Source organism: Nonomuraea sp. H19 (assembly GCF_052068215.1).
Taxonomy (GTDB): Bacteria; Actinomycetota; Actinomycetes; order Streptosporangiales; family Streptosporangiaceae; genus Nonomuraea.
On sequence record NZ_JBQHCV010000035.1, the window covers coordinates 52,778 to 77,638 of the forward strand.

Genomic DNA, 24,861 nt, shown 5'->3' on the forward strand with positions numbered 1-24,861 from the left:
CTTAACCTTCGGGAGTTTCTTGATGGTCGAAACAATCTCCCTGCAAATCGTCAGCTTCATCGGTTTGTTCCTGCTGGGAGTTCTGCTGGTCGTCGGCATCGTCCTCATGGCAGCGCGCCGGCGCGACCACGGGCGGGCGGCGGTCATCGGGGCCCTGGGCTGCGTCGTGCTCCTGCTGGGCACGGTGTTCAGCGTCATCCAGGGCCTCCTGCTCGAGCTGCTGATCCCCCTCCTGAACCTCGGGCTGGCGCACACCTTCACGAGCGTGATCTCCTTCGGCTTCAACCTGATCGGGACGGGCATGCTGATCTTCGCCGTGGTGGCACGGCGGGACCCGCGGCAGCCGGCGCCGCCGCAGGGACCGGGCTGGCAGCATCCGCAGCCGCCGTTCCAGCAGCAGCCCGGCCGGCAGGGCCCGCCCTACCCGCCACAGGGCTGAGTCTCCTACGCTCCCGTGACGTACTCACCCCACGTGATCTCGCCGGCGGGCTGTGCCTTCGTGGTCAGGTGACCGGCCCGGAACACCCGTCCCAGCCTGCCGGGCAGCCGCACCCGCAGCACCCTTCGGCGCAGCCCGCGGGCGCGCAGCCAGGTCTCCGCCGCCTCGGCCATGGTCAGCACCTCGGGGCCGCCATAGTCCTCGATCCCGCCGGAGGGGCCACGCTCGACAAGGACCGTCAGGTGCCGCGCCACGTCTCTGACGTCCACCGGCTGCGCGGCCACCCCGGGGTCGACGACCAGCGCGCCGAGCCGGGCCATCCCGCGCAGCGCCTGGTCGACGAACTCGTGGAACTGCGTCGCCCGCAGGATCGTCCACGGCACGCCGCCGGCCTGGACGAGCCGCTCGGCCCGTACTTTCGTCCGGAAATACCCCCACGGCACCTGGTCGGCGCCCACGATCGAGGTGTAGATCAGGTGCCCCACGCCGGCCTGGCGGGCCGCCGCGAGCAGTGCCGACGTGCCGCCCAGCTCCACGCGTCGCGTGTAACGGCCCTTGTACGGCGCCGAGGCCAGGTGCACGATCACGGCCACCCCGGCCACGGCCTCGGCCACGCCGTGCCCGGTGGCCAGGTCTGCCACGACCCACCGCACGCCGCCCCCCGGGGCCCGTGCGGTACGGCTCGCCGCCCGCACGTCGAACCCGGCGTTCACCAGGCTCTCCAGAACGGAACGGCCGAGCCGTCCGGTACCGCCAGTTACGAGTACAGAAGTCATGTTGCCTGGACGGGACAGACCGCGAGAATGTGACAAAGTAGGCGTAAATCGATACTCCACCGGTGCGGGGAATCATGACTCGAGAGCAGCCCGACCGCCAGGAACCCGATGCCGATCAGACGATCAGGCACCGCAACCCCTACCCGGCCCCGCCACCCCGCCAAGACCCGCCGATGTCGCCCTCGACACAGCGGCTGCCGTACACGCCCGACATGCTGCCCGACGTCCCCCTCTACGAGGCCAAGCCGCCGAAATCCGCCTGGTGGTGGATGATCGTGGCCGGCGCGCTGGTGCTGCTGATCGCGGCCCTGGCGGTGGCCGCGGTCCTGTGGATCCGCGGCACCGCCGCCGAGGCTCCCACGTCACGCGCGCTCCAGAGCGTCACGCCCGCGTGAAATCCATGGTCCAGTTCGTCTCCCACATCCGCCCGTCGTCGTCCGAGAAGGCCTGCTCCCACCGGGCGCGGTCCGGGCCGATGACGGTCCAGATGAACCGGCACCGCACCCGCCTGCCCTCATGGCTCTCCTCGCCGTAGAACTCGCCCCGGTCCCCCGCGAACGCGCCCACCATGGGCGAGGTGTCGAGCACGCCCCGGTTGCTATTGGCCCAGTAGATCGACCACTGCCGCGTCTCAGGGTTGTACACGCGCACGGTCAGCCCGCTGAACCCCTTGGTCGGGAATATGACCTCATCGAAGCTGGCCGCGCCGGCGAAATGCCGGGTGGCGACCGAATGGCCGGGGAACTCGTCCCATTCATCGCTCCCGGCGAGTGCCTTCACCAGGCGCCGGCCGGCGACGTCCCAGCGGCCGGTGAGGAAGTCGAAGTCGTTCATGCGCCGTAACGTACGCCCGGACCACTGACATGTAGTGTCAGCGATTGTGCGTGCTTCCCGCCTGGTCTCCATCCTGCTGCTCCTGCAGACGCGCGGCCGGATGACGGCCCAGGAGCTGGCCGACCGCCTCGAGGTCTCGGTACGCACCATCTACCGCGACGTCGAGTCCCTCCACGGGGCCGGCATCCCGCTCTACGGCGACGCCGGCCCCAAGGGCGGCTACCAGCTCCTCGACGGCTACCGCACCAAGCTGACCGGGCTGACCACGGACGAGGCCGAGTCGCTGTTCCTGGCCGGGCTGCCCGGTCCCGCGGCCGAGCTGGGCCTGGGGGCGGTGGTGACGGCCGCGCAGCTCAAGCTGATGGCCGCGCTGCCCGTCGAGCTGCGCGATCGGGCCGGTCGCATCCAGGAACGATTCCTCCTCGACGCGCCCGCCTGGTATCGCGACCCGGAGCCGGTGACGTACCTGCCGGCCGTGGCCGACGCCGTCTGGAACGAGCGCCGCATCCAGGTCAGGTACCGCCGGTGGAAGGCGCCCCAGGAGGTGGAGCGGCTGCTGGACCCGTACGGGCTGGTCATCAAGGCGGGGCGCTGGTACCTGGTCGCGGGGGCGGGCGAGGACGTGCGGACCTACCGCGTCTCCCAGATCCTCGAGCTGCACCCGCTCCCCGAGGCCGTCACCCGGCCCGGCGGCTTCGACCTGGCGGCGTACTGGCGGGACTACCTGGCCGCCTTCGAGGCCCGGTTGCGGTGGGGCGAGGCGGTCGTCCGGCTGTCGCCGCGCGGCCTGGAACGCCTGGCCGACCTCATGACCCCCGGCATGGTGGCGGCTGCGCAGCGGAGCGCGCAGCCGCCGGACGCGGACGGCTGGACCCGGGTCACGGTGCCGATCGAGTCGATCGAGCACGCGCTGGGCGAGTTCCTCAGGCTGGGCACGGACGCCGAGGTGCTGGCCCCCGCCGAGTTGCGCGACCGCCTGTGCGCCGCGGCGCAGGAACTGGCCGCCCGCTACGAGGGCCCGAAAGTTTCATTACATTAGCCGCTTCGCGGGACTCTCTTCGCAGCTCATCGTCCCACCGTCGAACGTCAGCCAACAGGCATATTGCCCTGACGAAAGTTTCTCTACACACTCGCAATATTTCAGGCGGAACGTGAGAGGAGCTCGATGAACGTGATAGCTCGGATCGCAACGGGCGTGATCGCCGCGGTGGCACTCGCCATCGCGAGCCTGATCGCGGCGCCGCCGGCGGCCTCGGCACAGTTGACCGAGGTGACCGGCTTCGGCACGAACCCGACCGGCTTACGCATGCACCTGTACGTCCCCGACGGCGTCGCGGCCCGCCCGGCGCTCCTCGTGGCCGTCCACTACTGCACGGGGTCGGGGCCGGCCTTCTACTCCGGCACGGAGTTCGCCTCGCTGGCCGACCGGCACAAGTTCATCGTGATCTACCCGTCGGCCACCAGGAGCGGCTCGTGCTTCGACGTCTCCTCACCGCAGGCGCTGCGGCACGACGGCGGCAGCGACCCGGTGGGCATCGTCTCCATGGTCAGGTACGTCCAGCAGCGCTACAACGCCGACCCTGACCGCACCTACGTCACGGGCGCCTCGTCGGGCGGCATGATGACGAACGTCCTGGCGGGCGCCTATCCCGACGTCTTCAAGGCGGGGGCGTCGTTCATGGGGGTGCCGTTCGGCTGCTTCGCCACCACGGACGGGTCGAGCTGGAACAGCGCGTGCGCCAACGGTCAGGTCATCAAGACGCCTCAGCAGTGGGGCGACCTGGTACGCGCCGCGTACCCCGGCTACAGCGGCCCGCGTCCCCGCATGCAGATCTGGCACGGCACCGAGGACTCCACGCTGCGCTATCCGAACTTCCAGGAGCAGATCAAGCAGTGGACCAACGTCCACGGCCTGAGCCAGACCCCGAGCCACACCGACCAGCCCCAGTCCGGCTGGACCAGGACCAGGTACGGAGGCACCGGCACGACCGTCCCCGTGGAGGCGATCAGCCTGCAGGGCGTCGGGCACAACCTGCCCATGGGCGGGATGGCGGCGGCCGTGATCGCGTTCTTCGGCCTGGACCAGGGCGGCGGGCCCTCGCAGACGCCGACTCCCGTGCCGGGGGCGTGCCGCGTCACGTACGGGATGAACACGTGGAACACCGGCTTCACGGCGGAGGTCACGATCGCCAACACCGGCACCGCGGCGCTGTCCTCGTGGACCCTCGCCTTCACGCTTCCCGCCGGCCAGACGGTCACCTCCGCGTGGAACGCCACGCTCTCCCCCAACGCCGGCCAGGTCACGGCCAGGAACGTCGGCTACAACGGCACCCTCGCACCGGGCGCCTCCACCTCGTTCGGCTTCCAGGCCACCCATAGCGGGAACACGGCCAAGCCGGCGGCCTTCACGCTCAACGGCGCCGCGTGCACGTGAGGCCCCATGTGCGCAGCATCACAACCGGAAGAAGGAATCGCCGTCCGGTGATGGAGGTTGCACGCGAATGACTGACCAAAAGGCCAGCCTCGCAAACGCCGTTGGCGGAGGTTCTCAATGAAGGCATGGTCACGCTGGCAGGACTGGGCAACCCTGGTCGCCGGCCTCTACGCGGCACTCTCCCCGATCTGGGTCGTCAGCGCCTCCGGCGCCGCTCCCTCGCTGATCGTGCTGGGTGCGCTCACCGCGATCGTCTCGCTCGTGGCACTCGCCAATCCGGGCGTCGTCGCGACGGAATGGCTGAACGCCCTGTGGGGCGTGCTGCTGTTCATCGCCCCGTGGGCGGTCACGTACACGCAGGACCAGGGTGCGTCCCGGACGTCCTGGATCGTCGGCGTCGTCACGGTGGCGCTCAGCCTCACCGCCGTACCCATCAGCCGGGCGGCCCACCGCCAGGCGATCCAGCACTGACGCGACCCCCCAAGGGCCGGGCCGTTGATGGCCCGGCCCTTTCGCATGCGGGCTGTCCACCGCGCCGCCGAGCACGAGCGCGCGTCGTCCTCCGACGGGCTGTCAAGATCGCGATTGGTTTGATCATTTGATGGATATAAGCCGTCTCGGAAGAGATGGGAGCGCTCCCGCACGAGCGCCCTGATCGCAGGTGAAAGGCAAGCCTTGTCCCGTTTACGCATCCGCAGTGTGGCGGCCTTATCCGGCCTCGCGCTCGTCCTCGCCACCGGAGTGGCGCCCAGCGCCGCCGCGCCGCTCCCCCAGGCGGCATCCGTGAGCGCCGAGCCGGCCGAGACCCGGCCCACCGGCGCCACCACCCTCACCCTCATCACCGGCGACGTCGTCGACTACCGGCCGGCTCAGGGCGGCGCCCCCTCGATCGCCATCCGGCCGGCGCCCAGGCCGGACGGCGCGCCGATCACCTTCGCCACACTCCCCAGCAGGGACGGCGGATATCTCGTCCTGCCGTCGGACGCGGCCGCGATGGTCGCCGGCGGGGCTCTCGACGAGGAGTTGTTCGACGTCGAAACGCTGACACGCGACCAGCGGGCCGAGGCGATCCCGCTGCTCGCCACGTACGCGGCCGCGCAGCCGGAGCAGGCACTCGCGCGGGCCGCCGACGCTCTTCCGGCCAGCGAAAACGTACGGCCGCTCAGCAGCGTCAACGGCGCCGCGTTCACCGTGCGCGCGGACGAGGCCGGCGAGTTCTGGGCCGGGCTCCGTACCGAGAAAAGGGCCGGCGGCCCCGCCAAGATCTGGCTGGACCGCAAGACGGAGGCGTCACTCGACCGCAGTGTGCCGCTGATCGGCGCGCCCACCGGCTGGGAGAAGGGGTTCGACGGCAAGGGAGTCAAGGTCGCCGTCCTCGACACCGGCATCGACGCCGGCCACCCGGACTTCGCCGGACGCATCCTCGCCACCGAGAACTTTTCCGATGCCCCCGGCACAGCGGACAAGCTTGGCCATGGCACGCACGTCGCCTCGACGATCGCGGGCGCCGGGGAGATGTACAAGGGCGTCGCGCCCGCCGCGTCCCTGCTGGTCGGCAAGGTGCTCGGCGACGGCGGACGGGGCGAGTGGTCGTGGGCGATCGCCGGCATGGAATGGGCCGCCGAGCAGGGCGCCGACGTGGTCAACATGAGCCTGGGCAGTTGCTGCGGCGACGGCACCGACCCGATGAGCCAGGCGCTCAACGAGCTGACGAAGAAGCACGGCACGCTGTTCGTGACGGCGGCGGGCAACGAGTCGGACCCGCTCACCGTGAGCGTCCCGGCGGCGGCCGACGAGGCGCTGGCCGTGGGCGCCGTGGACAAGACGACGGGGACGACGCTGGCCGGCTTCTCCAGCAGGGGTCCCAGGCTCGGCGACGCGGCCGTCAAGCCGAACATCGTCGCCCCCGGCGTGGACATCGTCGCCGCCCGATCAGCGGACTCCACGCGGCCCGGCATTCCGGGCAACGACCGCTACACCTCCGAGAGCGGCACCTCCATGGCGACCCCGCACGTGGCCGGGGCGGCCGCGATCCTGGCCCAGCAGCATCCCGGCTGGCGGGCGGGCGAACTGCGGGACGCGCTGACCTCGACCGCCGCACGCCACGCCGACCACAACTGGTTCGAGCAGGGCAGCGGCCGGGTGGACGTGGCCCGCGCGGTCACCCAGAGCGTCTTCGCGACCTCCGTGGTCGACTTCCGCCTGCTCGGCAAGTCGGCCGCCACCCGGCAGGTCACCTACCGCAACACCGGCGACGCGCCCGTCACCCTGTCCCTCGCCCTCGTCACCCGCGGGTGGAGCGGCGCGCCGGCGCCCGCCAAGGCGATCACCCTGGGCGCCGGGAGCGTCACCGTGCCCGCGAACGGCACCGCCACCGTGGACCTCACGGTGGATCCGGCCGCCGGTCAGAAGGGCGCCTACGGCGGCTGGGTGACGGCGAGCGGCGGTGACGTGCGGCTGGTGACGCCGTTCAGCTATTACACGGGTCCCGCGACGCACCGGCTCGGGGTGTCGCTGGTCAACTCGTACGGGACCAAGGAGTTCTTCCCCGGTTACCAGGCCGAGCCCATCGTGTACGCGATCCCGCTGAAGCGGGGCAACAGCCCGGAGGACCCGTTCAACCCGTACGGGTACTACTACCTGCGCACGGACTTCTCCGGCAACGGCGAGTTCTGGCTGCCTGCCGGCGACTACGAGGTCATCGGCCTCGCCGTCGAGAACCGGATCAGCAACCGCAACAGCTGGGTCATCGAGAACGTCACACTGGACGGCGACGAGACGGTCACCCTGGACGCGCGCAAAACGGTGCCCATCAGGCCGGACACCCCGAAGGCAGCGGACGGGGGCGGGCAGGCGTACTACGTGCGGACGTTCACCGACCGGACCTGGCCGGTCTCCCTGTACGGCGGATCCGTCGGCGGCGGTCACAACCTGTTCGTCACGCCGGTGAAGTCCCCCAAGGCAGGCAAGCTCCGGTTGTCGCACCAGTGGAACCTCGAGCCGCCCGTCCTCACCGCGGTCACGGCGGGGCAGGTTGATCTGCGCCCGGCGTACGACATGGACGCCCTGCGCGCTCTTTCCGCCGTCACGTCCCATCCCATCGTCTGGGTCGGGCAGGGGCGGCCGGAGGACTTCGCGGGCGTGGACGTGACGGGCAAGGTCGTCCTGGCGGGGATCCCGCTCGAGGGCGGCTCGTACGTGACCGCAAGCGCGAAGATGGACGACGCCGGCCAGAACGCGGCGCGGCGCGGCGCGGCCGGCATCCTCGGCTACCTCGACGCCGACGGCGCGCGGGCGCGGGTGCCCGCGGGCGGTTCGGCGTCCCTGCGGCTGGGCCTGAGCGCCGCGGAGGGCCGCGCCGTGCGGGCCGAGCTGGACAAGGGCCCTGTTTCGGTGCGGCTGGAGCCCTACACGGGGCCGAAGGTCACCTACCATCTCCGCTTCGACGAGCGCGGCCGGGTGCCGGCCAAGCCGGTGAAGGTCGGGATGGGGCAGCTCGTCCGGATCGAGACCGCGTACCACGCCGATCAGCCGGACACCGGCGGCTGGGAGTATGGGGAGTCGTCGATCGGCGAGGAGCCCGGGCGGATGACGTACGGGGGGCCGCTGCGGATGCCGGTGGCACGCACCGAGTATTTCGGCCCCGTCTCCGATGACGTGACCTGGTCGCGCACGATCTCCAACCACGGCATCGACCTGCGTTCCGACGACCGGTTCACCTGGCGTGACCGGCGGCGGTCCGAGGAGTGGTTCAAGGCGCCCCTGGTGCCGGGGGCGGCCGACGTACCCGCGGGCTACCCGGTCGCGCTGCCGTGCGCGCTGTGCCGGGACGGCGACCGGTTCGTGCCCGCCGAGCAGTGGCTGGACTCCGATCCGCGCCATTACAGCAACCTGAGCCCCGTCACGTCCGTGCCCCGGTTGTCCGCCGGCGGTCAGGAGGTGCCGGTGGAGGGACGGCGGCCGAGGTCGTTCGCCGTGCCGGGGGCGGCGGGGCCGTACCGGCTGGACGCGGTGGACACGACCGATCGTGCGCTGTCGAGGAAGGTGACCAGCAGTTATCAGTTCGCCTCCTCGTCCTCGCCGTCGTCCGGCTCGCCGCGCGGATACTCCTGTACGTTCGGCGCCGCGTGCGCGTTCCAGCCGGCCGTCCAGCTCACCTATGACCTGCCGCTCGACCTGCTCAACCGGGCGGCCGCCGGGTCGCGGTACGCCTTCGAGCTGCGGGCCGGCGCGCATTCGGCCGTGCGGCGAGCGCCTGCCGTCGACCGGGTCAAGGTGGAGTACTCGATCGACGACGGGGCCACGTGGCTCGCGGCCTCCCGGGTCAGGACGCTGAGCGGGGGCCGGTTCCGGGTGGAGGTGACGCACCCGCCGCTGCCGCAGACGAGCGGGTTCGTGTCGTTGCGCGTCACAGCGTCGGACGCGGCGGGAGGTTCGGTGACGCAGACCATCGAGCGCGCGTACGGCCTGAAGTAGCCGGACCAGCCGGTCACCGCGCTGACCGCAGCGGTCACGATGGCACCGACGACGGCCAAGGGGCGCGGGCTCCTTGGCCGTCCGCGTGCACGGGACCGTCTTTCCACAGGACGATTCGGGCCACTCTCCCGCCATCCACAGAACCTGATTCCGCGTCTTCGCGACCCCGGACGACACAGCATCCTCGTTGCCACATCGACCACCCGAAGCTCCCGTCGAGAGGAAGCACGAGATGCCCGGAGGCCCGCCCACGCTCGGGTTCAGCCTGATCATCTACGCCCTGATCGGCCTGGCGGCCCTGATCGCGCCCCGCCTGAGGAGGAGGGGAAAGCGCAGGTGAAGACGCTCACAGTCATCGTCCCGGCGCACAACGAAGAGCACGGGCTCCCGGCTACCCTGCGCTCCATAGCCGCCCAAACCGTCCCACCCGAACGGGTCATCGTCGTCGACGACGGCTCGACGGACGCCACCGGCGAGGTGGCCGCGGCCTACGGCGCGACCGTCCTGCGCCCACCACGCAACCTGGGCAGCAAGGCCAGGGCGCAGAATTTTGCGCTCCCGCACTGCGACACCGACCTGGTCCTGGCCGTGGACGCCGACACCGTGCTGGCCCCCGACTACGTCGAGCGCATCAAGCCCGCCTTCGACGACCCCGACGTGGGGGTGGCCGCGGGAAACGTGCAAACGCGGTTCGCCCGCACCCCATGGGAACGCGGCAGATCCACCGAATATCTCTTCGGCTTCCACTGGCATCGCCCGATCCAGCAGCTCGCCAACAGCCCCATGGTCTGCTCGGGCTGCTGCTCGGTGTTCAGGCGTACGACCCTGACCGCGTTCGGCGGCTTCCCGGAGCGCACCATCGTCGAGGACATGGACTTCACCTGGAGCCAGCAGCTCGACGGCCGCAAGGCGGTCTACGTGGCCGCCGCCATGGCGTGGGCCGCCGACCCCGAAACGCTTGTTTACCTGCGCAAACAGGTGTGGCGCTGGATGGCGGGTTTCATGCAGAACGTCCGCCTCCACCTCCCCCGCCTGCTCACCCGCAAGCCCCTGCTGGCCACCTGGATCCTGGTGGCCCTCCTGGAGATCCTGCTGGCCCCGCTGTGGTGGGCTACCCCGGTGATCCTCGCCTGCACCGCGCACGAGCCGGTGGCCCGCACGATGGGCTGGTGGGCCGGCAGCGAGCTGCTCCTCACCGTCCCCACCCTGCTCTACGCGGCCAGACGCCGTCGCCTCCCCGTCCGCCAGGTCCTGTTCAACCTGCCGTTCGTCTACCTCAACAAGGCGGTCAACCTCTATTACGCGTGGAAGGCCATGGTGGTCGAGCTGATCATGGTCCCGCTGCGCCTCTCCAGCGGCCTCCTCATCTACGAAAAGGGCCGCTAGTCCCAGAGCACATGAGCAACCACCTCGCGCACGGACTCGCTCGCACAACCACCCACGCCCGCTACCCAACCCGTGGTGCATCCTGATGCGCCCGCAGTGGCCGCACACCGCCCGCACCGTTCTCCACGACCGCCGCACCCGCTCCGACGGCCCACCGGCCGGGAAAACGACGAGATCCCGTCCGATCGAGATGATCGGACGGGATCTCGTTGAGGTCCTTCTGGGTGGAGCTATGGGGATTCGAACCCCAGACCTCCTCCATGCCATGGAGGCGCGCTACCAACTGCGCTATAGCCCCTGGTCACCGCTTCGAGTCCACCCGTTGCGGCGCTCCGAGAGCATATAGCCATCCGCGCCGATTCGCCTAATCGCGCCGCCCGTCCCGCGCCCTGGCCACCCGAACGGCCAGCCCATCGAGCTGACTGCGGAGCCCGAACTCGAAGATCGAGTCCAGGTCCATGTCCAATCCGGGCTGTCCCACCACCCTGGCCAACGCGGGATAGGCTCCGGAGGCCAGGAGCTCGCCCAGCTCCGCTTCGCGCGAGCGCAGCCACTCCTCTTCCGTGATCCCCGTCTCGGTCCGCGCCTGCCGCTCGGCTTCGAGGCTCACGGCGGCGCCGCGGACGACGTTCATGAGGGATACGGCGGCGTGCAGCACGGTGTTGGGGGCGAGGCCGATCCCGTCCATCGCATGGAGCAGCCGATCCATGGCATGCCGTTGGGCACGAACTCGGGCCTGGTCAGGGAGGCGTCCTGGGCCAGCCAGGGGTGGCGCCGGTGGATCCGCCACTGCTGGCGCAATGCCAGCTCCAGCTGGGCGCGCCAGCCGCGCGGGAGCCGCTCGGGCGGCGGGTCGTCACCATAGACGGCATCGGCCATCAGGTGCACGAGTTCGTCCTTGCCGTCCACGTGCCGGTACAACGACATGGCGGAGGCACCCAGCTCGGCGGCGATGCGGCGCATGGACACGGCGGCGAGGCCCTCCCCGTCGGCGATCGTGATCGCCGACCGCACGATGCGCTGCCTGGTGAGGTCCTGCGCGGGCCGGCGCGGCTGCTCCTGCCGGGACACCACGGTCCCGACTCCCGGCACGGCCCGGGCCAGCCCTTCGTCTTGGAGCCGGCGCAAAACCTTGCTGGCGGTCGCCATCGCGACGCCCCACTCCCGGATGATCTGCCGGGTCGACGGCACCTTGTCTCCCGCCGCCAGTTCCCCGGCCACGATGCGGCGCCGGAGCTCCTCGACGATCCGGAGGTAGGGAACATCGGACCGTTTCGGCTGCACGCGCCACCGCCTCCCTCGCTGCTCTAGTGCACAAAACGGCTGGACGCCATACACCCACATGAACTGCGCAAGGGTGCACTAGTGCGCTATATCAGCGTATTGCTTGATAAATGAGGGCGAACCTATGGTCAGCGTACGGCGTAGATGCACCCACGGCCATCCCAAGGAACCCCGCCATGCGCGACCTCGACATCCTGATCTCGGGCGGCGGCATCGCCGGCCCCGCGCTCGCCCACTGGCTCACCCGCTACGGCTTCCACCCCACGGTCGTCGAACTGGCGCCGGCCGTCCGCCCCGGCGGCCAGGCGGTCGACCTCCGCGGCGCACCCCAACTGGAGGTCCTGGACCGCATGGGCATCCTCCAGGCCGTCAAGAACGCCCAGACCCACATGGGCGACATCGCCATCGTCGACGCCCGCGGCAAGCGCGTGTCGCGGCTGCCATCGGCGGTGTTCAGCGGCGAGGTCGAGATCCTGCGCGGCGCACTGAGCCACATCCTGCACGAGGCCGCGCGCGCCGAGTACGTCTTCGACGACTTCATCACCTCGCTGAGCGAGACCGCCGACGGCGTCCACGTGACCTTCGACAAGGCGCCGTCCCGCACGTTCGACCTGGTCGTGGGCGCGGACGGCATCCGCTCCAAGGTCAGGGAGCTGGCCTTCGACGTCTCCGGCCCCATCCGCCACCTGGGACTGCACAGCGCGATCTTCTCCGTGGCCGGCGCCTACGGTCTGGACCACGAGGGCGTGATGTACAGCGTCCCCGGCAGGTGCGCCACCATCATGAGCACGGGCGGCGAGACCCGAGCCGCGCTCGACTTCGCCTCGCCCTCGCTGGACTACGACCACCGTGACAGGAACCGCCAGCGGGAGCTGGTCGCCGCCGCGTTCGAGGGCCTGGACTGGGAGATCCCGTCCCTGATCAAGCGGATGTGGACGGCCGAGGACTTCTACTTCGCCCCCGCCGCCCAGGTCGTCGTGCCGCGTTACGCGTCCGGCAGGGTGGTCCTGCTGGGCGACGCGGGCTACGCACCGGGCCCTGGTGGGATGGGCACGGGCCTGGCCTTGATCGGCGCGTACGTGCTGGCCGGAGAGCTGGCGACGGCCGGTGACCACCACACCGCCGTCGACCGGTACGAACGCCGCATGAGGCCCTATGTCGAGGTATGTCAAAAACAGGCCTGAGGGGCCGACAAATACCTGGTTCCCCAGAAGAGGTCCCAGATCTGGCGACGCAACCAGATCATGCGCCTCCTCCCGTACCTGCCGGGAAAGGACATGATCAAGAAACTCACGGCAAAAGCTGCGAACGCCATCACTCTGGAGGACTACGGCGCGCCCGCGGACGACCGGAAGCCGGCCGTCCAATGATCAACCGCCGTACGGCCCCCGAGCCGTACGGGATCTCCTATGCCTCCGCGTCCGGCCGGTCGTCGCTGTTGATCGGCTCGGGCAGGGTCCCGGCGTTGTGTTCGAGCAGCCGCCAGCCCTTGCGGCCTTCCTGTAGCACAGACCAGGAGCAGTTGCCCAACCCGCCGATCGCCGGCCACAACTGCTCGGGCAGCCCGAGCAGTTCGCAGATGCCCAGCCGCAGCGCCGCCCCGTGCGAGGCCACGACCAGCAGGCCGTCGTCGCCGAGGCGGGCCGCCCACCGGCGCATGGCGGCCGCCACCCGGGCGGCGACATCCGTGACCGGCTCGCCGTCCGGAGCCTCCCAGGCGGCATACTCCTCGGGCCAGCGGGCGGCGATCTGCTCCCGCGTCAGCCCTTCCCACTGCCCGCCGCCCCGCTCGCGGAAGTCCTTGTCCACGGCCACGTCGAGCCCGACGACGCGCCCGAGCGCGAGGGCGGTGTCGTTGGCCCGCTGGAGGTCGGACGAGACGATCAGGGTAGGCCGCAGCGACGCCAGCAGCGACGCCGCCCTGGCGGCCTGCGCGACGCCGGTCTCGTCAAGGGGGATGTCGGAATGGCCCTGGAAGCGCTGCTCGACGTTCCACAGCGTCTGCCCGTGCCGAAGGCAGACGATCCGCCTACTCATGCGGATTCCTCGCCGAGAAGCTCTCTGTGGGTAACCCTGTCATTTTCAATGATTCGCTCGCTCACGCACGCGCCCGCTGAAGGTTGGCCTGCATGACGCTCTCCGGCAGCGAGATGGCCGGGCAGTCCTTCCACAGGCGCTCAAGCGCGTAGAACGTACGGTCTTCCTCGTGCTGGACGTGCACGACGATGTCGATGTAGTCCAGCAGCACCCAGCGGCCCTCCCGCTCGCCTTCGCGGCGTACGGGCTTGGCGTCGGCCTCGGTGCGCAGCCGCTCCTCGATCTCGTCGACGATGGCGCGGACTTGACGGTCGTTGGTGGCGGAGCAGAGCAGGAAAGCGTCGGTGATGACGAGCTGATCGCTCACGTCGTAGGCGAGGATGTCATCGGCCAGCTTGTCAGCCGCGGCCTCCGCGGCGATGCGCACGAGCTGGACGGATCTGTCAGATGCGGTCACGATACGGGTCTGTCCTCCTGTGTCGGCAGCATGCCCTTATATGAGAGTACCCTTCTGGCCCGAAACCGTTCCTCATGACTGTGCTGGAGTGGGTCCTGCCGGCAGGAGCCATGCTCAGCCGAACGGTGTCGGAGGTTCTGGTCGCCCGTGTCCTCGCCGCATCCGGTGCCGGCGGATCGTGTCCGCAGTCCGGCACTGCGAGGGCGGACCGGTACGCCGGCATGAAGTGCACCACCCCTCGGCCATCACGCTGAGCGACCGCCAGACTACCAACATTCGGCCCTGCGGGGTAGAACATCTGAACGACACCTGGTGGCCGCCCGCGCCAGACCGTCAACGTCTGGGCCTACCGGCACGGATGCCTTCGTCAGCGGGCGTGATACAGCCCCCGCTTGTTGATGTACTGGACGATCCCGTCCGGAACCAGATACCAAATCGGCTCCCCCTTGGCCACCCGCTGCCGGCACTCCGACGAGGAAATGGCCAGTGCGGGAATCTCCAGCAACGTCACCCGGCCCTCGGGCAGACCCGGGTCGTGCAGGGTGTGCCCGGGACGCGTGCACCCGACGAAATGGGCCAGCTCGAACAGCTCGTCGGCGTTCTGCCAGCCGAGAATGGCGCCGAGCGCGTCGGCGCCGGTGATGAAGTAGAGCTCAACCTCAGGACCATAAATGTTTGCAACATCACGCAAAGTGTCAATGGTGAACGTGGGGCCCGGACGATCCACGTCCACCCTGCTGACGGAGAAGCGGGGGTTCGACGCGGTCGCGATGACCGTCATCAGATAGCGGTCCTCGGCCGCCGACACCTCGCGTCCCGACTTCTGGTACGGCCGTCCCGTCGGCACGAAAACGACCTCGTCGAGCTCGAAGTGGTGAGCCACCTCGCTGGCTGCGACGAGGTGTCCATGGTGGATGGGATCGAACGTCCCACCCATCACTCCAACTCTCCGCATCCCTTGGACACCAGGAGCGTTCATCATGAAACGGACCTTACGCGGACGCTCTAGACAACATGATGGCACCCCCCTTAGTGATGTCCGCGCATCACTTCCGTTGCGGACGTAGCATGCCGGGCATGAAGACCACCCCGGACCGCAACCGCGTCCAACTGCCCGGCATATCGTCCCGAGCCTACGAACACCCCGCAGACCGGTCCGCCCTGGTCGCTCTGCGTAAGTTGAGTGGGTTCGACACGGTTCTCAAGCAGATGTCCGGTCTCATCAGCGAGCGCCGGCTGCGCCTGATGTACCTGGCGTCGGCCGTGCGCGTGAGCGAGACGCAGTTCCGCACCCTCTACGACATGGGCCGCGACGCCGCCTACACCCTCGACCTGCACCGGATCCCCGAGATCTACGTCCAGCAGGACCCGCAGGTCCAGGCCAAGGCCATCGGCTTCGACGACCCGTTCATCGTCGTGACCACCGGTCTGCTCAACCTCATGAACGAGGAGGAGCAGCGCTTCGTCATCGGCCACGAGACCTCGCACATCCTGTCGGGGCACGCGGTCTACCGCACGATGCTCGACATCCTCACCCGCCTCGCCACCCGCGTCGCCTGGATCCCGCTCGGCTACATCGGCCTGCGCGCGATCGTCGCGGGCCTGGAGGAGTGGTACCGCAAGTCGGAGCTGTCCTCCGACCGCGGCGGCCTGCTGACCGGGCAAAACCCGGAGGCGGCCAAGCGAGCGCTGATGAAGCTGGCCGGCGGCGACTACACCCACGAGATGAACATCGAGGCGTTCCTGGAGCAATACCAGGAATACGACACCGCGGGCGACCTTCGCGACGGCTTCCTCAAGGTGCTCAACCTGCTCGGCACCACGCACCCGTTCGCCGTGGTGCGCGTGGCCGAGCTGGACAAGTGGCAGCGCAGCGGCGAATACGACCGGATTCTCGGCGGGGACTACCCCCGGAGGGAGGACGACCCCAACGCGAGGGTGACCGACGAGATCAAGGCGGCGGCCGAGTCCTACCGCGCGTCCTGGTCGCAGTCACAGGACCCGTTCATCGGCGTCCTGCGCGACGTGGCCGAGGGCGCCGTCAACGCGGGCGAGCGCATCTTCAACCGCTTCTCCCGCCGCGACGGCGGCCAGGGCTAGCCCGATCAGCGCACGCGGCCGATCCTGATTGATCAGCCGCGTCGACCCGCTGCCCCCGCCGGTGGATGCTGAGCGTGCCGGCGTTCGCAACCACCACGTCATCCTGCGGCAGCGGGTCGGAGCAACCACGCAGAGCCGGAGTGACCCGTCGAGCGTGCCGAGGAGGGCGGCCGGTCAGAGCAGGAGGGCGATGGCGCGCACGGCGGCCGCGCACAGAGCGACGAATCCGCCGAGCACGGCCAGTGCGCGCAGCCCTTCCCTGCGGAGATCCGGCAGCCGGCCGCCGATCCGCTCGATCTCGCGCCCGGTGATGCCACCGCACAGCATCCCGAACACCACGCCCGCCACGGTCACGGGCGCGGGCTGCTGCCACCAGCTGGAGTCGATCTCACCTCCACCGGTCACCCAGAGCGCTCCGCCCGACGCCACCGCGACGGGCACGCCCGGCCACACGACAGCGGTCGTCGTCGCGCCGGCCAGCGCGAACGGGAAGAGCAGCACGCGCAACGCCACCCGCGTACGCTGCGAGCTGCGGTTCCTGACCATCCAGTGACTCATCCAGAGCGTCCTGGTCAGCACCACGAAGCTCGTCGTGATCGCGATGGAGGCGATCGGCCAGATCACCGAGGTCACCACGCACGGCACGGCCAGCACCGCGAGCAGCAGCAGGGCGCCGTTGCCCGCGGGCAGCGTGGTGGACGACTCCGCCCTCCTCCTGTCCTGCGGCTTGACCGGCCGGCTCCGGACGGCCGCGACCGTGCGCGGACGCGGCGCGGCCACCTTGGCGCGCGGCCCCGTGACCTTCCCCTCGGCACTCGCGCGGCTCCGGGGCGGGGGCACCTTCCCATCCGCGCCCGTCCGGCTGCGCGTGGCGGCCCCGTCCGCGCCCGTCCGGCTGCGCGCCGCAGCCCCCTCCGCGCCCGTCCGGCTGCGCGCCGCAGCCCCCTCCGCGCCCGTCCGGCTGCGCGCCGCCGTGCCCTTGCCATCCGCACTCGTACGGCCCCGCGGCGCGGGCACCTTCCCGTCCGCGCCCGCGCTGTTCGGCCTGCCGCGCGCGGACTTCGCCTCGCCCCGGGAGGTCTCCTCAGCAATGCGGCTCCGCGCGGCCGTGCCTTTGCCGGCGATCTCCTCGGCCACGCCGGCGGCACGCGCACCGGCCGCGGGCGGCTCGGGCTCTGGCGTGCTGGTGGCCTTGGCCAGGCGCGAGAGCCGGTCGGCCAGCAACGCCGCCGTGGGCCGCTTGCCGGGCTCCCTGTTGAGCGCGGCGCGTACCAGCGGCAGCAGCTCCACGGGCACGCCCTTGAGGTCGGCCTGCCCGTTCAGCACCGCGTACATCTGCGCCTCGGCCGTACCCCGCCCGAACGTCGGCCGCCCGGTCGCCGCGAACGCCACCGTCGCGGCCCAGGCGTGGACGTCGGCGGGCGAATCCACGTGCTCGTCGGAGAAGATCTCCGGCGCGGTGTAGCCGGGCGTGCCGAGGAACGTACCCGTCATCGTGAGCCGGGTCGCATCCAGCACCTGCGCGATGCCGAAGTCGATCAGTACGGGACCCTGCGCGCCCATGATGATGTTGCCGGGCTTGAGGTCGCGGTGCACGACCCCGGCCGCGTGGATGATGGCGAGCGCCGCGGCGATGCCCTGCGCCAGGTCGACGAGCTGGGAGACGTCGAGAGGGCCGCTCTGGCGCACCCGTTCGAGCAGCGTGACGCCCTCGATGTGCTCCATGACCAGGTACGGTCGCGCGCACCCCAGATCGGCGTCGAGCACCTTGGCGACGTACGGGCTCTCGACCCTGCGCAGCGCGCGGACCTCGCGCTCGAGTCTGATGCGCGAGGACTCGTCCTCCGCGAGGTCGTGCAGGACCTTGAGCGCGACGCGCTCGCCACGGCGGGTGGTCGCGAGGTAGACCTCGCCCATGCCGCCCCGGCCGAGTCGCTCGAGCAGGGTGTACGGCCCGACCTTGCCGAGCTTGCTCACCGTCCCTCCCCGCCCGGCGCGCCCATAAGGGACACAACCCTAGCGTTGGGACGGGAGTCAACGCTTGCGGCGCGCCGGAGGCCGTAGAGGTTTATCGGCGTGCGTGGTCGGAGAGCATGCTCTCCAGCTCGGCCGTGGGCTCTTCGGACAGCCGTCGGCGGCCCTTCCTGCGCCAGTTGACGTGGCCACGGCTCTCCAGCCAGAGCATCAGCCGGTCGGCGCCGAACAGCACCGCGGCCGAGAAGACGAGGGCGACGACAATCTCCATGTCCCCCAGTCAAGCCGCGGTGCCCGGCGCCGGTCAGCCCGACACGCCGACTAACCGGGCACCACCGTGCCTTCTGACGTGCGCATATGCCCCTCACCGGTATAGACCCACTTGGTCGACGTGAGCTCGGGCAGCCCCATCGGCCCGCGCGCGTGCAGCTTCTGCGTGGAGATGCCGATCTCCGCTCCGAACCCGAACTCGCCTCCGTCCGTGAACCTCGTCGAGGCGTTGACCGCCACGGCCGCCGAGTCGACCCGCGCGACGAACCTGCGGGCGGCCCGCTGCGACCTGGTGATGATGGCGTCGGTGTGGCCGGAGCCGTAGCGCCTGATGTGCGCGACCGCCTCCTCCAGCGAGCCGACGACGGCGGCGGCGATGTCGAGCGAGAGGTATTCGGCATAGAAGTCGTCCTCGGTGACGGGCACGACCTCGGAGCCGTAGCGGGCGATCCGCTCGTCACCGTGCACGGTCACACCGGCCTCGCCGAGCGCCTGCAGCGCCTTCGGCACGAACACGTCGGCGACGTCGGCGTGTACGAGGAACGTCTCGGCCGCGTTGCACACCGACGGCCGCTGCGCCTTGGCGTTGACCAGGATCTGCACGGCCAGATCCACGTCGGCCTCGGCGTCGACGTAGACGTGGCAGTTGCCGACGCCGGTCTCGATCACCGGCACCGTCGACTCCTCGACCACCGAGTTGATCAGCGACGCGCCGCCGCGCGGGATCAGCACGTCGACCAGCCCTCTGGCCCGCATCAGCTCCTTGACCGAGTCCCGGGTCAGGCCGGGCACGAGCTGCACGGCTCCCGAGGGCACCTCGGTGCTTTCGAGCGCACCCTGCATGATCTTCACCAGGGCCGAGTTGGAGGAGTAGGCGCTGGAGGAGCCCCTGAGCAGCACCGCGTTGCCGCTCTTGAGGCAGAGCGCGGCGGCGTCGACCGTGACGTTGGGGCGCCCCTCGTAGATGATGCCGATCACGCCCAGCGGCACCCTCAGCTGGCGTAGCTCCAGCCCGTTGGGCAGAGTGCTGCCGCGGATGACCTCGCCGACCGGGTCGGGCAGGTCTGCCACCTGGCGCACGGCCTCGGCGATGGCGGCGATCCTGGCCTCGTCGAGCCGCAGCCGGTCGATCATCGCCTCGGACGTGCCCTGGGACCTGGCCTGCTCGACGTCCTTGGCGTTGGCTTCGACGATCTCCGCCGCGTGTGCGACCAGGGCGTCGGCGACGGCGCGCAACGCCCGATCCTTCGGCGCCCGCGGCAGCGGGGCCAGCTCGGCGGCGGCCTCTCGTGCCGCGCGGGCGACCTTCAGGAAGTCATCGGACATGACGTGCTCCTCGTCGGGCTCAATTATGGGCTTCCAGTATGACGATGTCGTCGCGGTGGATCAGCTCGCGTTCATATTCCGGACCGAGCGCGCTCGCCAGCTCCCTGGTGGAGCGTCCGAGCAGGTCAGGGATCTCCACGGCGTCGAAATTGACCAGCCCGCGGGCCACCACGGCCCCCTGCGGGCCGCACAGGTCCACGGGATCGCCCGCCGCGAACTCGCCCTCCACCGACGTCACCCCGGCCGGCAGCAGCGACTTGCGCCGCGTCACGATCGCCTCGACCGCGCCGTGGTCCAGGTGCAGCCGGCCGCGCCCGGTGGCGGCGTGCGCGAGCCACAGCAGGCGCGTGCCGGGGTGGCGGCCCCCGGGGTGGAAGTAGGTGCCCACGTCGGCTCCGCTCAGCGCCTGAGCCGCATGAGCGGCCGCGGTGAGCACCACGGGCACGCCGGCCCCGGTGGCGATCCTGGCGGCCTGCACCTTGGTCACCATGCCGCCGGTGCCGACGGACGCGCCGTTCTTGCCCAGCTCGACACCGGCCAGGTCCTGCGGCCCGCGGATCTCCGCCAGCCGGCGCGCCCCGCCGCGGCTGGGCGGGCCGTCGTAGAGCGCGTCCACGTCCGACAGCAGCACCAGCGCGTCCGCGTGGATCAAGTGGGACACCAGCGCCGCCAGCCGGTCGTTGTCGCCGAAGCGGATCTCGTCGGTGGCCACGGTGTCGTTCTCGTTGACGATGGGGACGATGCCCAGCTCCAGCAGCCGGGTCAGGGTGCGCTGGGCGTTGATGTGGTGGGCGCGGCGCATCATGTCGTCGGCGGTCAGCAGGACCTGGCCGACACGCAGGCCGTAACGGGCGAAGGAGGAGGTGTAGCGGGCCACCAGCACACCCTGGCCGACGGACGCGGCCGCCTGCTGGGTGGCGAGGTCACGCGGTCGCGCGCTCAGCCCGAGCGGGCCGAGGCCCGCCGCGATCGCCCCGGAGGAGACCAGGACGATCTGCGTCCCGGTGCGGCGCCGCGCCGCCAGCACGTCCACCAGAGCGTCCACCCGATCGACGTCGATCGTGCCCTGGGGAGTGGTGAGCGAGGAAGAGCCGACCTTGACGACGACCTTCGACGCTGAGCTGATCTGTTCCCGCACGTCTGGCAGCCTATCCGAGCCCCGGACCTGCAGCCGTACCGCTCCTGCCCGCGAAGACCGGGGCCCTTGCCCGACCGCGGGCCGGCGGCCTATCGGCGGGGGGCGAGGCCGGCGGCGGCTTGTCGCATGGCGGCCTCGACCTGCTCCGGTGCGTCTCCTCGGCGCAGCGCGTAGGCCGCGGCCGAGGTCACGGCCCCCATCATCGCCCCCACCAGCGCGGCGACGGCCACGACATCGTGCTCTTCCGGATAGCTGCGGCACAACGCCTCGACGAGGCGCTCCTGCGCGTCCAGCAACCGCCGCATCAGCCAGCTCCGCAGCTCGGGAACGGTGAGAGCCAGCCGCACCCGCACATCGGCGAGCCCGGTGGCCAGGTCGGAGCCGGAAACGTCGGCGATCATGAGCTCGATCGCCCGCGCCAGCACGTCAGGCAGCGCCTCCTCGGGCCGGCGCGACTCGATGATCCGCACCGCGAGAGCCACCCGCGCCTCGGCGTTGGCCAGGACGACGTCTTCCTTGGCCGGAAAGTGCAGGAAGAACGTCCTGGTGGACACGTCGGCTGCGGCCGCGATCTGCGCCACGGTCGTGGCGTCGTAGCCCTGCCGCTGGAACAGCTCCAGCGCCGCCGCGATCAGCGCCTCACGGGTACGCCGCTTCTTGCGCTCCCGCAGTCCCTCGCTCATGACGGACACATTACTACATTGACTGAATTACTTCATTCGATGTAGTCATTTGCCTATGAGTGAACGCACTTACGTAGTCACCGGCGCGGCCTCCGGCATAGGAGCGGCCGGCGCGGACCACCTGGCGGCCACCGGAGCACGAGTGATCCGCTGCGACATACGGGACGCCGAGGTGATCGCCGACCTGGCGGACCCGGCGGGCCGCGACCACCTCGTGTCGCAGGTCACAGCGATCTCCGGCGGGAGGATCGACGGGGTGATCGCCGTGGCCGGCGTCGCGCTCCCGTCCCCGCTGACCGTACGGCTCAACTTCTTCGGCACCCTGGCGACCCTGGAGGGCCTGCGCCCGCTCCTGACGGCGGCGGAGCGGCCCAGGGCGGTCGCGGTGTCTTCGCTGAGCGCGATCGTGGCCGCCGACGAGAGCGTCGTCGAAGCCTGCCTGTCCATGGACGAGGAGGTCGCCGCTGCCGCCGCTGTGACGGCCGTCGAGGCCGGCCGGGGGCGCGCCGTCTACCCGTCCACCAAGCTCGCGCTCAACCAGTGGCTCCGCCGCGCCGCCGTCGGTCCCGACTGGGCGGGGTCGGGCATCCCGCTCAACGCGGTGGCGCCGGGGGTGGTGGACACGGAGACGGCGAGGAGGACGTTCCTGGACGATCCGGCCGCGCGCGAACTCGTGAGCGCCGCGATGCCGCAGCCTTTGGGCTTCCCCGGGCCGGTCGCGGCGATCGCGGCCCTCCTGGCCTGGACGGTGAGCCCGGACAATTCCTTCATGACCGGCCAGATCCTGTACGCCGACGGCGGCGCCGAAGCCGTCCTGCGCTCGTAGCCTCTTGTACGCCGACGGCGGCGCCGAAGCCGTCCTGCGCTGGTAGCCCCCGAGGGCCGCCAGCCGATCCCAGTGCCACGCCCCCGTCGGCACCCATCAGCACCACCTTCGACAGCAGTGACGAGCGCCCACACGAGCCCGCCTCCGCAGTAGGCAGACGGGGGCAGACGGCCGAATCAGCCCGCCACGGCAGCCCTCACCCGAGGCGGTTGTCGCTGCCGCGCGGCCCCTGCCGTACGGACTCCGCGTGGAGCGTGGGCTGCCAGTCGAAGACGTAGCCACCCTCCATCGACCCGATGACCACCTCGACGCCGGCGGTGGCCCCGGCCTTGGCCAGTTGTTCCTCGACGCCGAGCCGCTCCAGCCGATCGGCGAGATAGCCGACAGCCTCGTCGTTGGTGAAGTCCGTCTGCCTGATCCACCGCTCCGGCTTCTCACCGGTGACCTGGAACAGGTTGTCGTTGACCCGTCGCACCTTGAAGCCGGCGTCCCCGAGCTGCTTGGGCCTGATGACCAGCCGCGTGGGCTCCTCGATCGGCTTGGCGGCCCTGGCGGCGGCGACCCACTCGCCCATGGCGAACGTGAACTCCCGCAACCCGTCATGCGTGGCCGCCGAGATCGTGAACACCCGCAGCCCCCGCGCCTCGAACTCGGGCGTGACCATCTCGGCCAGCTCCCGCGCGTCGGGCACGTCGGCCTTGTTGAGCACGACGAGCCGGGGCCGGTCCTCGAGCTTCCCGTACGCCTGCAGCTCCGCCTCGATCACCTCGTAATCCGAGATCGGATCGCGGCCCGGCTCCATGGTGGCGCAGTCGATGACGTGGACGAGCATGTCGCACCGCTCGACGTGGCGCAGGAACTCGTGCCCGAGCCCCTTGCCCTGCGAGGCCCCGGGAATCAGCCCCGGCACGTCGGCCACGGTGAACACGGTGTCGCCCGCCGTCACCACCCCCAGATTGGGGATCAAGGTGGTGAACGGATAGTCGGCGATCTTGGGCTTGGCCGCGCTCAGTGCGGCGATCAGCGACGACTTGCCGGCGCTGGGGAACCCGACCAGCGCCACGTCCGCGACGCTCTTCAGCTCCAGCATGACGTCGAGCGCGTCGCCGGGCTCCCCGAGCAGCGCGAACCCGGGCGCCTTCCGCTTGGTGCTGGCCAGGGCGGCGTTTCCGAGTCCGCCGTGGCCGCCCTGCGCGATGACGTAGCGGGTGCCGGCCCCCACGAGGTCGACCAGCACCTCGCCCGTGGCGGCGTCCTTCACGACGGTGCCGTTGGGCACGGGCAGGATCACGTCCTGACCGTTGGCGCCGTCCCGGTTGGAGCCCTGCCCCTGCTTGCCGTTCTCGGCATTGCGATGCGGCCGCCGGTGGTAGTCGAGCAGGGTCGCGGTGTTGGGATCGACCTCGAGGATCACATCTCCGCCGCGCCCGCCGTTGCCGCCGTCCGGCCCGCCGAGCGGCTTGAACTTCTCCCGGTGGATGGAGGCACACCCGTTCCCTCCGTCACCGGCCTTGATGTGCAGGACCACCTGGTCCACAAAGTCCGGCATCCAGCATTCCTCCATCGCCCCACCAGGGGCATCTCATTCCAACACGAAGCCAGGCCCTCAAGTCCCGGCCCCAGAAAACGCCAAGGGGTGGATCGAAACCGGCTCGATCCACCCCTGAAGCCACAAACCCGAGGTCGGGAGAGGGAAACCCTACTCCGCGACGGGAACGATGCTCACGGCCCGACGGCCGCGCTTGAGGCCGAACTGCACGTGACCAGCGGTCAGCGCGAACAGCGTGTCATCGCCACCACGACCGACGTTGTCGCCGGGGTGGAAGTGGGTGCCACGCTGCCGGACGATGATCTCGCCCGCGTTGACCAGCTGGCCGCCGAAGCGCTTGACGCCCAGGCGCTGAGCGTTGGAGTCACGGCCGTTCCGGGTGGACGACGCGCCCTTCTTGTGTGCCATCTCTCAAACTCCCGATCAGGCCTGGTCGATACCGGTGATCTTCACCTGGGTGTACCGCTGACGGTGACCCTGGCGCTTCTTGTAACCGGTCTTGTTCTTGTACTTGAGAATGCGGATCTTCGGTCCCTTGGTCTCACCGATGATCTCGGCGCTGACCGTGAACTTGCCCGCCTCCGTGGTCACGTCGCCATCGTTGACGACGAGCACCGTCGGCAGCGAAACCGAAGAGCCGACCTCGCCGGCGACCTTGTCCACCTCGAGGACGTCACCGACGGAGACCTTCTGCTGCCTGCCGCCGCAACGAACGATCGCGTACACCGCGGAACCCTTCTACTGACTCACTGTTGCTTGCCGATTCCCGGCCACCCACGAAGAGGTGGCCGCCGAATGCTGCGCCTGTCATTCGGTCTGTCTCAAACCGACGAACCGATCAAGCGCGCCAACAGGGCGCGCCGCCTGACGCG

General features: G+C 70.3%; 25 protein-coding genes and 1 tRNA gene. 10 read left to right on the forward strand and 16 right to left on the reverse strand.

Annotated elements, in window-relative coordinates:
• Positions 1 to 22: 22 nt before the first annotated feature.
• Complete coding sequence (locus ACTMTI_RS48610; RefSeq protein ID WP_441127677.1) at positions 23 to 439, forward strand: hypothetical protein; 417 nt, start codon at positions 23 to 25, stop codon at positions 437 to 439.
• Between the two features lie 5 nt (positions 440 to 444).
• Here ACTMTI_RS48610 and ACTMTI_RS48615 read toward each other — a convergent pair whose 3' ends face one another.
• The gene (locus tag ACTMTI_RS48615) at positions 445 to 1,215 is read right to left on the reverse strand and encodes an SDR family oxidoreductase (RefSeq protein WP_441127678.1); all 771 of its coding nucleotides are present in this window, start codon (positions 1,213 to 1,215) and stop codon (positions 445 to 447) included.
• A 74-nt stretch (positions 1,216 to 1,289) separates the two neighbouring features.
• Here ACTMTI_RS48615 and ACTMTI_RS48620 point away from each other — a divergent pair, with 74 nt between their 5' ends.
• On the forward strand, positions 1,290 to 1,610 hold the full coding sequence (locus ACTMTI_RS48620) for a hypothetical protein (protein WP_441127679.1): 321 nt from the start codon (positions 1,290 to 1,292) through the stop codon (positions 1,608 to 1,610).
• Here the strand turns inward: ACTMTI_RS48620 and ACTMTI_RS48625 are convergent.
• Positions 1,597 to 2,049, reverse strand: coding sequence for a hypothetical protein (locus tag ACTMTI_RS48625; protein ID WP_441127680.1), 453 nt, complete (start codon positions 2,047 to 2,049; stop codon positions 1,597 to 1,599). The two genes, ACTMTI_RS48620 and ACTMTI_RS48625, sit on opposite strands and share 14 nt — an antisense overlap.
• A gap of 46 nt (positions 2,050 to 2,095) precedes the next feature.
• On the opposite strand from ACTMTI_RS48625, the gene ACTMTI_RS48630 reads away from it, so the two are divergent.
• The 5 genes from ACTMTI_RS48630 to ACTMTI_RS48650 all read left to right on the forward strand — a co-directional run bounded on the left by ACTMTI_RS48630 (position 2,096) and on the right by ACTMTI_RS48650 (position 10,345).
• Positions 2,096 to 3,088: a helix-turn-helix transcriptional regulator gene (locus tag ACTMTI_RS48630; RefSeq protein ID WP_441127681.1), complete on the forward strand. Its 993-nt coding sequence runs from the start codon at positions 2,096 to 2,098 to the stop codon at positions 3,086 to 3,088.
• A gap of 126 nt (positions 3,089 to 3,214) precedes the next feature.
• Positions 3,215 to 4,483 (forward strand): extracellular catalytic domain type 1 short-chain-length polyhydroxyalkanoate depolymerase, encoded by a 1,269-nt coding sequence (locus ACTMTI_RS48635; protein WP_441127682.1) that lies wholly within the window; start codon positions 3,215 to 3,217, stop codon positions 4,481 to 4,483.
• Between the two features lie 117 nt (positions 4,484 to 4,600).
• Complete coding sequence (locus ACTMTI_RS48640; RefSeq protein ID WP_441127683.1) at positions 4,601 to 4,954, forward strand: SPW repeat protein; 354 nt, start codon at positions 4,601 to 4,603, stop codon at positions 4,952 to 4,954.
• 228 nt (positions 4,955 to 5,182) lie between these two features.
• Entirely contained in the window at positions 5,183 to 8,959 is a 3,777-nt protein-coding gene (locus ACTMTI_RS48645) for a S8 family serine peptidase (RefSeq protein ID WP_441127684.1), read from the forward strand.
• Positions 8,960 to 9,295: 336 nt separating this feature from the next.
• Positions 9,296 to 10,345: a glycosyltransferase family 2 protein gene (locus ACTMTI_RS48650; RefSeq protein ID WP_441127685.1), complete on the forward strand. Its 1,050-nt coding sequence runs from the start codon at positions 9,296 to 9,298 to the stop codon at positions 10,343 to 10,345.
• A gap of 225 nt (positions 10,346 to 10,570) precedes the next feature.
• Here the strand turns inward: ACTMTI_RS48650 and ACTMTI_RS48655 are convergent.
• From ACTMTI_RS48655 to ACTMTI_RS48665, 3 genes are all read right to left on the reverse strand, one after another.
• Positions 10,571 to 10,643 (reverse strand) — tRNA-Ala (locus tag ACTMTI_RS48655).
• Positions 10,644 to 10,709: 66 nt separating this feature from the next.
• Positions 10,710 to 11,054, reverse strand: a complete 345-nt coding sequence (locus ACTMTI_RS48660) for a TetR/AcrR family transcriptional regulator C-terminal domain-containing protein (protein WP_441127686.1) — start codon at positions 11,052 to 11,054, stop codon at positions 10,710 to 10,712.
• Positions 10,976 to 11,629 (reverse strand): GntR family transcriptional regulator, encoded by a 654-nt coding sequence (locus ACTMTI_RS48665; protein WP_441127687.1) that lies wholly within the window; start codon positions 11,627 to 11,629, stop codon positions 10,976 to 10,978. The genes ACTMTI_RS48660 and ACTMTI_RS48665 overlap by 79 nt, the downstream gene beginning before the upstream one ends.
• 176 nt (positions 11,630 to 11,805) lie before the next feature.
• Here ACTMTI_RS48665 and ACTMTI_RS48670 point away from each other — a divergent pair, with 176 nt between their 5' ends.
• Entirely contained in the window at positions 11,806 to 12,813 is a 1,008-nt protein-coding gene (locus ACTMTI_RS48670) for an FAD-dependent monooxygenase (protein ID WP_441127688.1), read from the forward strand.
• 223 nt (positions 12,814 to 13,036) lie between these two features.
• Here ACTMTI_RS48670 and ACTMTI_RS48675 read toward each other — a convergent pair whose 3' ends face one another.
• From ACTMTI_RS48675 to nadD, 3 genes are all read right to left on the reverse strand, one after another.
• Positions 13,037 to 13,666, reverse strand: a complete 630-nt coding sequence (locus tag ACTMTI_RS48675) for a histidine phosphatase family protein (RefSeq protein ID WP_441127689.1) — start codon at positions 13,664 to 13,666, stop codon at positions 13,037 to 13,039.
• 61 nt (positions 13,667 to 13,727) lie between these two features.
• Complete coding sequence (gene rsfS / locus ACTMTI_RS48680; RefSeq protein ID WP_441127690.1) at positions 13,728 to 14,123, reverse strand: ribosome silencing factor; 396 nt, start codon at positions 14,121 to 14,123, stop codon at positions 13,728 to 13,730.
• A 367-nt stretch (positions 14,124 to 14,490) separates the two neighbouring features.
• Positions 14,491 to 15,105 carry a nicotinate-nucleotide adenylyltransferase gene (gene nadD / locus ACTMTI_RS48685; RefSeq protein ID WP_441127691.1) on the reverse strand — a complete coding sequence of 205 codons (615 nt, stop codon included), beginning with the start codon at positions 15,103 to 15,105 and terminating at the stop codon, positions 14,491 to 14,493.
• An 86-nt stretch (positions 15,106 to 15,191) separates the two neighbouring features.
• Between nadD and ACTMTI_RS48690 the strand changes: the two genes are divergently transcribed.
• Complete coding sequence (locus tag ACTMTI_RS48690; protein ID WP_441127692.1) at positions 15,192 to 16,223, forward strand: M48 family metallopeptidase; 1,032 nt, start codon at positions 15,192 to 15,194, stop codon at positions 16,221 to 16,223.
• 174 nt (positions 16,224 to 16,397) lie between these two features.
• On the opposite strand, the gene ACTMTI_RS48695 is transcribed toward ACTMTI_RS48690, so the two are convergent.
• From ACTMTI_RS48695 to ACTMTI_RS48715, 5 genes are all read right to left on the reverse strand, one after another.
• Positions 16,398 to 18,200 (reverse strand): serine/threonine protein kinase, encoded by a 1,803-nt coding sequence (locus ACTMTI_RS48695; RefSeq protein ID WP_441127693.1) that lies wholly within the window; start codon positions 18,198 to 18,200, stop codon positions 16,398 to 16,400.
• 91 nt (positions 18,201 to 18,291) lie between these two features.
• Complete coding sequence (locus ACTMTI_RS48700) at positions 18,292 to 18,468, reverse strand: hypothetical protein (RefSeq protein WP_441127694.1); 177 nt, start codon at positions 18,466 to 18,468, stop codon at positions 18,292 to 18,294.
• Between the two features lie 50 nt (positions 18,469 to 18,518).
• Positions 18,519 to 19,793 carry a glutamate-5-semialdehyde dehydrogenase gene (locus ACTMTI_RS48705; protein WP_441127695.1) on the reverse strand — a complete coding sequence of 425 codons (1,275 nt, stop codon included), beginning with the start codon at positions 19,791 to 19,793 and terminating at the stop codon, positions 18,519 to 18,521.
• Positions 19,794 to 19,812: 19 nt separating this feature from the next.
• A complete protein-coding gene (gene proB, locus ACTMTI_RS48710) occupies positions 19,813 to 20,931 on the reverse strand; it encodes a glutamate 5-kinase (protein ID WP_441127696.1) in 1,119 nt (372 codons plus the stop codon).
• Between the two features lie 89 nt (positions 20,932 to 21,020).
• Positions 21,021 to 21,614 carry a helix-turn-helix domain-containing protein gene (locus tag ACTMTI_RS48715; protein WP_441127697.1) on the reverse strand — a complete coding sequence of 198 codons (594 nt, stop codon included), beginning with the start codon at positions 21,612 to 21,614 and terminating at the stop codon, positions 21,021 to 21,023.
• Between the two features lie 55 nt (positions 21,615 to 21,669).
• On the opposite strand from ACTMTI_RS48715, the gene ACTMTI_RS48720 reads away from it, so the two are divergent.
• The gene (locus tag ACTMTI_RS48720; protein WP_441127698.1) at positions 21,670 to 22,440 is read left to right on the forward strand and encodes an SDR family oxidoreductase; all 771 of its coding nucleotides are present in this window, start codon (positions 21,670 to 21,672) and stop codon (positions 22,438 to 22,440) included.
• A gap of 196 nt (positions 22,441 to 22,636) precedes the next feature.
• On the opposite strand, the gene obgE is transcribed toward ACTMTI_RS48720, so the two are convergent.
• The 3 genes from obgE to rplU form a co-directional block, all read right to left on the reverse strand.
• Entirely contained in the window at positions 22,637 to 23,989 is a 1,353-nt protein-coding gene (gene obgE / locus ACTMTI_RS48725; RefSeq protein ID WP_441127699.1) for a GTPase ObgE, read from the reverse strand.
• A gap of 150 nt (positions 23,990 to 24,139) precedes the next feature.
• On the reverse strand, positions 24,140 to 24,397 hold the full coding sequence (rpmA, locus tag ACTMTI_RS48730) for a 50S ribosomal protein L27 (protein WP_101789901.1): 258 nt from the start codon (positions 24,395 to 24,397) through the stop codon (positions 24,140 to 24,142).
• A gap of 15 nt (positions 24,398 to 24,412) precedes the next feature.
• On the reverse strand, positions 24,413 to 24,715 hold the full coding sequence (gene rplU, locus ACTMTI_RS48735) for a 50S ribosomal protein L21 (RefSeq protein WP_127935461.1): 303 nt from the start codon (positions 24,713 to 24,715) through the stop codon (positions 24,413 to 24,415).
• Positions 24,716 to 24,861 lie beyond the last annotated feature (146 nt).

Coding starts and splice junctions, on each gene's coding strand:
- obgE (WP_441127699.1), bottom strand. CDS start 23,989: ATGCCGGACTTTGTGGACCAGGTGGTCCTGCACATCAAGGCCGGTGAC.
- nadD (WP_441127691.1), bottom strand. CDS start 15,105: ATGATGAACGCTCCTGGTGTCCAAGGGATGCGGAGAGTTGGAGTGATG.
- ACTMTI_RS48620 (WP_441127679.1), top strand. CDS start 1,290: ATGACTCGAGAGCAGCCCGACCGCCAGGAACCCGATGCCGATCAGACG.
- ACTMTI_RS48670 (WP_441127688.1), top strand. CDS start 11,806: ATGCGCGACCTCGACATCCTGATCTCGGGCGGCGGCATCGCCGGCCCC.
- ACTMTI_RS48610 (WP_441127677.1), top strand. CDS start 23: ATGGTCGAAACAATCTCCCTGCAAATCGTCAGCTTCATCGGTTTGTTC.
- ACTMTI_RS48690 (WP_441127692.1), top strand. CDS start 15,192: ATGCCGGGCATGAAGACCACCCCGGACCGCAACCGCGTCCAACTGCCC.
- ACTMTI_RS48705 (WP_441127695.1), bottom strand. CDS start 19,793: ATGTCCGATGACTTCCTGAAGGTCGCCCGCGCGGCACGAGAGGCCGCC.
- ACTMTI_RS48635 (WP_441127682.1), top strand. CDS start 3,215: ATGAACGTGATAGCTCGGATCGCAACGGGCGTGATCGCCGCGGTGGCA.
- ACTMTI_RS48625 (WP_441127680.1), bottom strand. CDS start 2,049: ATGAACGACTTCGACTTCCTCACCGGCCGCTGGGACGTCGCCGGCCGG.
- ACTMTI_RS48700 (WP_441127694.1), bottom strand. CDS start 18,468: ATGGAGATTGTCGTCGCCCTCGTCTTCTCGGCCGCGGTGCTGTTCGGC.
- rpmA (WP_101789901.1), bottom strand. CDS start 24,397: ATGGCACACAAGAAGGGCGCGTCGTCCACCCGGAACGGCCGTGACTCC.
- ACTMTI_RS48660 (WP_441127686.1), bottom strand. CDS start 11,054: ATGGATCGGCTGCTCCATGCGATGGACGGGATCGGCCTCGCCCCCAAC.
- ACTMTI_RS48720 (WP_441127698.1), top strand. CDS start 21,670: ATGAGTGAACGCACTTACGTAGTCACCGGCGCGGCCTCCGGCATAGGA.
- ACTMTI_RS48715 (WP_441127697.1), bottom strand. CDS start 21,614: ATGAGCGAGGGACTGCGGGAGCGCAAGAAGCGGCGTACCCGTGAGGCG.
- ACTMTI_RS48615 (WP_441127678.1), bottom strand. CDS start 1,215: ATGACTTCTGTACTCGTAACTGGCGGTACCGGACGGCTCGGCCGTTCC.
- ACTMTI_RS48675 (WP_441127689.1), bottom strand. CDS start 13,666: ATGAGTAGGCGGATCGTCTGCCTTCGGCACGGGCAGACGCTGTGGAAC.
- ACTMTI_RS48640 (WP_441127683.1), top strand. CDS start 4,601: ATGAAGGCATGGTCACGCTGGCAGGACTGGGCAACCCTGGTCGCCGGC.